Annotated in this window: 9 protein-coding genes; 6 read left to right on the top strand and 3 right to left on the bottom strand. The window is 64.9% G+C overall.

Annotated elements, in window-relative coordinates:
* The 5 genes from I6F24_RS32385 to I6F24_RS32365 form a co-directional block, all read left to right on the top strand.
* Nucleotides 1-197, top strand: a 197-nt coding sequence (locus I6F24_RS32385; RefSeq protein ID WP_198399999.1) for a chemotaxis protein CheW, incomplete at its 5' end; no start/stop codon positions are given.
* Between the two features lie 31 nt (nucleotides 198-228).
* Entirely contained in the window at nucleotides 229-615 is a 387-nt protein-coding gene (locus I6F24_RS32380) for a response regulator (protein ID WP_036015905.1), read from the top strand.
* Nucleotides 616-676: 61 nt separating this feature from the next.
* A complete protein-coding gene (locus tag I6F24_RS32375) occupies nucleotides 677-1,555 on the top strand; it encodes a protein-glutamate O-methyltransferase CheR (protein WP_225152637.1) in 879 nt (292 codons plus the stop codon).
* Nucleotides 1,556-1,557: 2 nt separating this feature from the next.
* Complete coding sequence (locus I6F24_RS32370) at nucleotides 1,558-1,875, top strand: hypothetical protein (RefSeq protein ID WP_036015908.1); 318 nt, start codon at nucleotides 1,558-1,560, stop codon at nucleotides 1,873-1,875.
* A 141-nt stretch (nucleotides 1,876-2,016) separates the two neighbouring features.
* Nucleotides 2,017-2,520 carry a response regulator gene (locus I6F24_RS32365; protein WP_036015910.1) on the top strand — a complete coding sequence of 168 codons (504 nt, stop codon included), beginning with the start codon at nucleotides 2,017-2,019 and terminating at the stop codon, nucleotides 2,518-2,520.
* 21 nt (nucleotides 2,521-2,541) lie between these two features.
* Here the strand turns inward: I6F24_RS32365 and I6F24_RS32360 are convergent, their stop codons facing one another.
* The gene (locus tag I6F24_RS32360) at nucleotides 2,542-2,844 is read right to left on the bottom strand and encodes a hypothetical protein (RefSeq protein WP_036015912.1); all 303 of its coding nucleotides are present in this window, start codon (nucleotides 2,842-2,844) and stop codon (nucleotides 2,542-2,544) included.
* Nucleotides 2,845-2,993: 149 nt separating this feature from the next.
* Between I6F24_RS32360 and I6F24_RS32355 the strand changes: the two genes are divergently transcribed.
* Nucleotides 2,994-3,629, top strand: a complete 636-nt coding sequence (locus I6F24_RS32355; protein WP_026202588.1) for a response regulator — start codon at nucleotides 2,994-2,996, stop codon at nucleotides 3,627-3,629.
* 175 nt (nucleotides 3,630-3,804) lie between these two features.
* On the opposite strand, the gene I6F24_RS32350 is transcribed toward I6F24_RS32355, so the two are convergent.
* Both I6F24_RS32350 and I6F24_RS32345 read right to left on the bottom strand, forming a co-directional pair.
* Nucleotides 3,805-7,410, bottom strand: coding sequence for a PAS domain S-box protein (locus tag I6F24_RS32350; RefSeq protein WP_225145565.1), 3,606 nt, complete (start codon nucleotides 7,408-7,410; stop codon nucleotides 3,805-3,807).
* Nucleotides 7,388-7,807 (bottom strand): response regulator, encoded by a 420-nt coding sequence (locus tag I6F24_RS32345; RefSeq protein ID WP_225152639.1) that lies wholly within the window; start codon nucleotides 7,805-7,807, stop codon nucleotides 7,388-7,390. Before I6F24_RS32345 ends, I6F24_RS32350 begins: the two co-directional genes overlap by 23 nt.
* Nucleotides 7,808-8,139: the final 332 nt, after the last annotated feature.

Genomic DNA, 8,139 nt, shown 5'->3' with positions numbered 1-8,139 from the left:
CCTATGGCCTCCTGATCGACCAGATCGGCGAGGTGCTGCGCCTGCCCGAGGACGGTAAGGAAGAAAACCCCGTCAACCTCGACCCCCGCATGGCCAAGCTCGCCGGCGGCGTCCACCGCCTCGACGGCCAGCTCATGGTCGTCCTCGACGTCGACCGCGTCCTCGAGCTCGAAACCAAGACGCAAATGGCCGCCTGAGCCAACGAAACATCGAAGCCGGAGAACAGAAATGAAGACGTGTTTGGTGGTCGATGATTCCAGCGTGGTGCGCAAGATCGCGCGCCGGATCCTGGAAGGTCTGGAGTTCGAGGTCACCGAGGCCGAAGACGGCTCGAAGGCGCTCGAGATCTGCCAGCGGCAGCTGCCCGACGCGGTGCTGCTCGACTGGAACATGCCGGTCATGGACGGCTTCGAGTTCATGGGCCACATGCGCCGCCTGCCAGGCGGCGACCAGCCGAAAGTGGTGTTCTGCACCACCGAGAACAACGTGGCTCACATCGCTCAGGCGCTCAGCGGCGGTGCCAACGAGTACATCATGAAGCCCTTCGACAAAGACATCATCGCCGACAAGTTCGCTGAAGTTGGTTTGATCCCGGTCGGACAAGTCATGGTCTGAGTGTGTCAGGCCCAAAGCGCTTGGGCCAGAGTGTTCCAGTACAGCTTTCGAGAGGCCATCCGTGACCCCGACCGAGTATGAGTACCTGCGTAAGTTCCTGAAGGATAATTCCGGTCTCGACCTGTCCGCAGACAAGCAATATCTGATCGAAAGCCGCCTATTGCCGCTGGCTCGCAAGGCCGGGCTCTCCGGCATCGCCGAACTCGTGCAGAAGCTGCAAGGCGGTTCGCGCCAGCTGATCACCGACGTGGTCGAAGCCATGACCACCAACGAGACCTTCTTCTTCCGCGACAAGGTCCCGTTCGATCATTTCCGTGAGCACATCATGCCGGAGATCATCAAGGCGCGTGCGGCCAAGCGCAGCGTGCGCATCTGGTGTGCCGCGGGCTCGACCGGGCAGGAGCCCTATTCGCTGGCGATGTGCCTGAAGGAGATGGGCGCAGCCCTCACCGGCTGGCGCGTCGAGATCATCGCGACCGACCTGTCGCAAGAGGTGCTGGAGAAGGCCAAGGCCGGCGTCTACAGCCAGTTCGAGGTGCAGCGCGGCCTGCCGATCCAGATGCTGGTGAAATATTTCAAGCAGACCGGCGAGACCTGGCAGATCAATCCCGAATTGCGGGCGATGATCCAGCACCGCCAGCTCAACCTGCTGCACGATTTCGCCCAGCTCGGCACCTTCGACGTCATCTTCTGCCGCAACGTGCTGATCTATTTCGATCAGGATACCAAAATCAATATCTTCAACCGCCTGGCGCGCCAGATCGAGCCCGACGGCTTCCTGGTGCTCGGCGCCGCCGAGACCGTGGTTGGACTGACCGACACGTTCCGGCCGATTCCGGAGCGGCGCGGCCTCTACAAGCCGAATGATCCGCGCGCGGCCGCGGCCAAGCCGGTTCTCGCCGGTGCGGCGCCGCGCATGGCGGCGATGGCGGGACGATAATCATGGCCGAGGATGGCAAGGGCGCGGAGCGTGTGACCTTCAGCCGCGGCTATGATGTCTGCATCATGGCGATCGACGGCACCTGGCGGCGCGACTGCAAGCTCAACGCGATCTCCGACACCGACGCGGTTCTCACGGTGGAGGGCTCGATCCAGGGCTTGAACCTGAAGGAGTTCTTCCTGCTGCTGTCGTCCACGGGTCTCGCCTATCGTCGCTGCGAGCTGGTCCGTGTCAACGGCGCCGAAATGGACATCCAGTTCCTGCGCGGCAAGAACCGGAAGAAGCGCGGTGCGGCCGGTGGCCACGACGCCGCGGCCTGATCTCGCCGCCGCCGTCGCTGCGCTTTCCCGCACTTTGCTTCACATTTGCTGAACGTTTCCGAGTCAATTGCTCGCGGCAGCTTTACGCGGCTTCAGCGCGAGCCGTGTATCCATTGACGCTCTCAATCCCAGGATACGGCAATGCCCAGAAGTTCTCTTTCCCCGATCTCGTCAAACCTGCCCGACGGCGCCGAGCGGCGTGCACTTCAGCTCCTGGTGGTCGATGACGACGCCACGCAGCGCCGCCTGATCACGGTCGCGGCCAAGCAGGCGGGCCACGAGGTCACCGTGGCGCCATCGGTGGCGGACGCGATCGAGAAGCTGCGCGCCGCGCGCTTCGACTGCGTGACGCTCGATCTCGTGCTGGAGGATGGCGACGGCGTCGACGTGCTGCGCGAGATGGCGAGCGCGAAGTTTGCAGGCTCCGTGATCGTCATCAGCGGCATGGACGGCAAGCGCCGCAGTGCCGCCCGCAGCTTCGCCCGTTCGGTCGGCATCGAGCTCCAGAGCCTGCCGAAGCCGCTGGATCTCGCGGCGCTGCGCATCAGCCTCGCCAATCTCGGCAAGACCGCGATGGGCCTGCCGGCGATTCACACCTGGGGTGGTGTCGCCACCGACGCGATCGTGGAACGGCACCGCGCCTGAGCTTGCGGAGCCGCCATACGGTCAGACGCGGCTTCCGGCCGCGTTGCCGGATTCCGATAGACATTGCAGGGCGTGGCCGAGGCCCGCCCGGCAGACATTGAGGGCCGCGCTCGCGCTGGCGTAGCGGGGCGTGACGTCGTCGAGCAAGACGACATCTGCGGAACCTTCCGGATCGCTGCCGTGTTCTTGATCCATGGCTGCGGCGATCCGGCGCATGCTGGTCTCGATCTGTGCGATCAGTAAACGAAGGTCCGCCGCAATCAGCTCACGGCTCTCGACTTCGGACGTTGCGACAGGAGGCGGCGTGTCGGCCAAATTTAGCATGGATATTCTCCGTCCAATGCAATTAGGCGCCATGCCGCTACTTGTGCGTTAAGTCCATGTCCCGTACAAATACGGGTGGGCCGAATCCGCGCCGAGCGCCATAACGAATGGCGCGGACGCGAGTCCTTCATGCCAACCGGATGTGGCACATGGCCGAACAAAGCTCTCGCGGTGAAATCTTCGTGGTCGATGACGACCCTGCCGTTCGCGACACCTTGTCGATGGTGTTGAAGGCGGCGGGCTATGAAGTGATCTGTTTTGCGGACGGTGCAGCGCTGCTCTCCGTCGCGCGAAACCGCACGCCGGCTGCAATCCTGCTCGACGTGAATATTCCCGGGAAGTCGGGTCTCGACATCCTGAAGGAGCTGCACGGCGAGGATTATCCTGCGCCGATCTTCATGATCTCCGGGCAGGGCGACATCGCGATGGCGGTGGGCGCGATCAAGAGCGGCGCGCTCGACTTCATCGAGAAGCCGTTCCGCGGCAGCGAGATCGTCGGCCGTCTCGACGAGGCGATCGGTGCCTATGCACGCAGGCAGGCGGAGAACGCGTCGCCGAAATTCGGCTCGCTGCATTTCCCCGGCCGCGAGCCGCTGACGCGCAGGGAGCGCGAGGTGTTGGAGCAGTTCGCCTCCGGCGCCTCCAACAAGGAGGCTGGCCGCACGCTCGGCATCAGTCCGCGCACCATCGAGGACCACCGTGCCAACATCATGAAGAAGCTCGGCGCGCGCAATGCCGCCGACCTGATCCGCATCGTGATGACCGCAGCCCAGCGCGCGTCGTAACATGGTCTCGTGCCACGGCTCAGCAGCGCATCATGCAATGATGCGTTGCTGAGCCGGGTCCATCTCTCCTCACCGACGGTTTCGTAGCCCGGATGGAGCGCAAGCGTAATCCGGGATTTCGCGCGCCGCACGATTGTTCCCGGATTGCGCTGCGCTCCATCCGGGCTACGGGCCTTCACCCGCTCAACGCCTTGCGGATGATCCGCGCCAGATCCGATTTGCGATAGGGCTTGGCCAGCAACACCACGCCGGAATCCAGCCGGCCGTGATGGATGATCGCGTTCTCGGTATAGCCTGACGTGTAGACCACCTTGAGATCCGGGCGCGTCTTCATCAGCTCGTCCGCGAGCTGCCGTCCGTTCATCTTGCCGGGCATGATGACGTCGGTGAACAGAAGGTCGAACGGCTTGCCGGCCGCGACGATCGCGAGCGCCTCCGCGGCGTTCGCGGCCTGCAACGTGACGTAACCCAGCGAATGCAACTGCGCCAGGACGTAGTCGCGCACCAGCCGGTCGTCCTCGACCACCAGGATCGTCTCGTGTCCGCCCTCGATCGTCGCCGGTGTCACGCCCTCGCCGACCGCCGTCGGCGTCTTGCCGGGCGGCAGATACATCTTGATCGTGGTGCCGTGGCCCTCCTCGCTGTAGATCTTGATGTGACCTGCGGACTGCTTGATGAAGCCGTAGACCATCGAAAGCCCGAGTCCGGTGCCCTTGCCGGGCCCCTTCGAGGTGAAGAAGGGATCGAACACCCGGGGCAGCATGTTCGCAGGGATTCCGGTGCCGGTGTCGCTCACGGCGATCAGCACGTAGTGCCCCGGCGGCACGTCGTTGGCGCTGGCATAGACCTCGTCGAGATAGGCGGCGCCGGTCTCCACGATCAGCTTGCCGCCGCCGGGCATGGCGTCGCGCGCATTGAGCGCGAGGTTGAGGATCGCGGTGGTGAGCTGGTTGGGATCGACGATGGCAACGCAATTCTCGTCCTCGAACACCGATTCGATCTGGATCTGCTCGCCGAGCGTCGGACGCAATAACTTTGCGGTGTCGACGATCAGCGAGTTGATGTCGATCTCGCGCGGCTGGAGCGGCTGCTTGCGCGCGAAGGCGAGCAGGTGCTGGGTCAGGTCGGCGCCGCGCGCGGCGGCCTCGTCGATCATCTTGGTGATCGCCGCGAGCTGCGGCTCCTTGGCGACCGCCTCCGCGAGAATTTCGATCGTCCCGGTGATGACGGTGAGAATGTTGTTGAAGTCATGCGCCACGCCGCCGGTCAGCTGGCCGACGGCCTCCATCTTCTCGGCATGGCGGATGCGCTCATCGGCGGCGATCTTGTCGGTGAGGTCGCGGTAGAAGACGTTGAACAGCAGGCCCTCGCGCCGCTTCAGCGCGGTGACGCTCAACTCGGCCTTGAATTCCTTGCCGTCGCGCCGGCAGCACATCAGCTCGCGGCGGCGGTTCAGCGTCCGGCCACCCTCGTCTTCGAGGAAGCGTTTCAGGCCGGCTCGGACCCGGCCACGTTCGCTCTCGGCGACAATGAGGTCGATCGTGCTCTTGCCGAGCACCTCGTCGCGGCGCCAGCCGAACAGCTGTTCCGCCTGCGAGTTCCAGTTCAGGATGCTTCCGGTCTCGTCGGTCTGGACGAAGGCGTCGAGCGAGGTCTCGACGATGTTGCGGGCGAGCCGCTCGCTCTCGAGCAGCGATTCCTGCGCGAGCCGCGCTTCCGTCATGTCGCGCCCGACGAAGAAGAAGCGCTTGGCGCGCTCGGACCAACTGCCGAGCCAGGACAGCCAGACCTCGTGCCCGTTCTTGTGGTAGCAGCGGGTGTCGGCCAGCCTGACGCGCTCGCCGTGTCGCATCGCCCGCATCTCGGCACGGGACTGCTCCAGGTGATCGGGATGGATGAAGTCGGCGCCGCTGCGGCCGATCATCTCGTCCGGCCGATAGCCGAGAATGGTCTCGCTGCTCGGGCTGATCTGCGCGACATGACCCCGCGCGTCCATGACCATGATCAGATCCTGCGACGTCTCGAAGATCTGACGCCGCTCCTCGAGTTGGTGCTGCAGCGCCCGCTCGGCGCGCCGCGCCTCGGTCAGGCTGCGCGCGCTTCCGGACGCGCCGATGATCTCGCCCGACGGTCCCTTGATCGGCGACAGGCCGAGCGAAATCTCGACCGGCGTGCCGTCCTTGCGCAGGCGGACCGTCTCGAAGCGTTCGATCGGCTCGCCCCGCGCGATCCGCCGCAGATAGTCCTTGCCCTGTTCGCGGCGGTCGGACGGGACGATGATCGAGGTGGGCTTGCCGATCGCCTCCTCCGCCGTATAGCCGTAAAGGCGTTCGGCGGCCGGATTCCAGCCGGTGATGATGGCATCGAGCGTCTGCATGACGATCGCATCGTCGGACGATTCCACCGCGGCACTGAACAGGTTCTCGCGCGCCGCGTGATGGCTCCGCGCGGCCTCGGTGCGGCGATGCTCCTCGATCTCGCGTTCGAGCGCGGCCGTTTTCGCGCGCATCTCCTCCACCATCCGCGCAAAGGCCCGGGCCAGCACGCCGGTCTCGCCGCTAGCATCGACGGGGATCTCCGCGGGACGTCCGCTGCCGATGGCCTGCACCGCCTCCGTCAGACGCCCGATCGGGCGGGTCAACGAGCGCGCCAGCAGCACCGCGAGCGCAGCCGCGGCGAGAACAGCCAGCACGCCGACGAGCAGGGACGTTTTTTGAATGGCGGCCGGCACGCGGCCGAACACGGACGGGGGAACAGTCGCGACGATGGCGACCCATTCCTTGCCCGCAAGCGATAACGGCACGAATGCCGCGCCGCTCGTCCGGCCCGCCTCGTCGGTTGTGACCCGCGTGGCCACGTCCGACGTGCCGGCCAGTTCTGACAAGAACGGAAGGTCTTTGCGCCAATCGGTCGGATGGCCCCGCGATGACCCGAACTCCCGCGTCCGGTCGGGATGGACGAGATAGTCGCCGCGCGCATTCACGACGTAGATATCTCCGCCCGAGGTTGTCGCCGCGCGGACCCGCTCGAGTGCCGGGCGCATGTCGATATTGGCCACGATGATGCCGAACGGCTTGTCGTCGGCCGTGAACAGCGGCATCGCCACGCGCAAAGTCGGCGCGTGAGGCGCCGTCGTTCCCCCCTGACGGGTCGCGAGCTCGATGGGAGACACATAGATCTCGCCGGGCCCGAGCCGTATGGTTTCCTGGAAGTAGGCGCGGCCACTCTTGCGCTCCAATTCGCTGTCCGGAGCGATCCGGGCTGCTCCGTTGGGACCCGAACGATCGACGTGGACCAGCTCGCGCTGGTCGTCGTCGACGCCGATGATCCTGAACTGCCCGTAGATGGGCTTGGCGTCGATCTCGGCCGCGAGCCGCGCCGCGATACGCTCGCGCCAGGTCTGCTGCGAGACGCCGTCCGCCGGATCGATCCCGCCGCCGGCATGAGCCCGGATCAGGCCGTTGATTGCCGCTGCGGCGCGATAGCCGACCAGATCGCCGCGTACGCCGGCAACGTAGGATTCAAGGTTGGTTGCAAGCAGGCGGGATTGGGCTTCGACCCGCTCCAGCACCCGCGGAATGACGGCCTGTGTGGTGTTGCGATAGCCCAACCATCCGACTGCGGCCACGGTGACAGCAACCAGCAGGATCATCGCGAGGGCCAGCCGCGTGGCCAGCGTCGTTACTGCTCGCATGGGGAGTTTCGCCGGACCTGCCGCAGCGCTGCGCCATTTTTGGCTTGCAGCAGAGGCGTTCTTGTCATCGGCGGCCGGAGCGGACATCGGACCCCTCTGGCGCGTCGGCCTTCAGGCAATCTGCGACCACGGCAAGCAGTGCATCGGGCCGGAACGGCTTTTGCAGGCCGGCCACGGCGCCGAGCTTGGTCGCCATCTTCAGGAAGTCCGGCTCCGCATAGGCATCCGGCGTGATCGAACGGCCGGAGATGACGACGATCCGAACGGCTGGGGCCAGCATCCGAATGTGACGCATCGTCTCCAGTCCGTCCATACCGGGCATGAAGATGTCGAGAAACAGCAGGTCGAACCGGCTGGCCTCGAACAGCGCCAGCCCCTTGCGGCCATCCTCGGCGACCGTCACGTGATGACCAGCCCGTTCCAGCAGCAGCCGGATGGTGAACTGGACGGCCGGATCGTCATCCACGATCAGGATGTTGGCCACGCCTAAAATCCTCCGGCCGCATTGGGCGTTCCAGCGGCCCCAAATCAAAGCAACAAATGCAAAATTGTTGCGCGGATTCTGGCCGCGCTGCAAGCACCTCGCGTTTGCCGCGAATGCCTTCCTGGCGTGGCGACAGACGAGGCGCTGTGGCCGGTACGCACGCTTGCGTGCATATGCGATCCGGTCCGAATGCAATAAGTCGTTTCAAAGACAGGAGATATTCTTCTCGCCGTAGTTGTACGGAACCCGATCTTCACCGCGAATTAAAGAGGGCGAACTACTATCTCCGCGAGTTCCATCTCGGTACCTCGCGTATTTCAATTTCGGCATTC

The organism is Bradyrhizobium sp. BRP23 (assembly GCF_020194135.1).
Taxonomy (GTDB): domain Bacteria; phylum Pseudomonadota; class Alphaproteobacteria; order Rhizobiales; family Xanthobacteraceae; genus Bradyrhizobium; species Bradyrhizobium yuanmingense.
This window is presented reverse-complemented; position numbering and strand designations above follow the sequence as displayed.

What these genes read in the sequence shown, in the direction of transcription:
- I6F24_RS32350 (WP_225145565.1), bottom strand. Translation starts at nt 7,410, where the DNA reads ATGTCCGCTCCGGCCGCCGATGACAAGAACGCCTCTGCTGCAAGCCAA.
- I6F24_RS32380 (WP_036015905.1), top strand. Translation starts at nt 229, where the DNA reads ATGAAGACGTGTTTGGTGGTCGATGATTCCAGCGTGGTGCGCAAGATC.
- I6F24_RS32370 (WP_036015908.1), top strand. Translation starts at nt 1,558, where the DNA reads ATGGCCGAGGATGGCAAGGGCGCGGAGCGTGTGACCTTCAGCCGCGGC.
- I6F24_RS32360 (WP_036015912.1), bottom strand. Translation starts at nt 2,844, where the DNA reads ATGCTAAATTTGGCCGACACGCCGCCTCCTGTCGCAACGTCCGAAGTC.
- I6F24_RS32355 (WP_026202588.1), top strand. Translation starts at nt 2,994, where the DNA reads ATGGCCGAACAAAGCTCTCGCGGTGAAATCTTCGTGGTCGATGACGAC.
- I6F24_RS32365 (WP_036015910.1), top strand. Translation starts at nt 2,017, where the DNA reads ATGCCCAGAAGTTCTCTTTCCCCGATCTCGTCAAACCTGCCCGACGGC.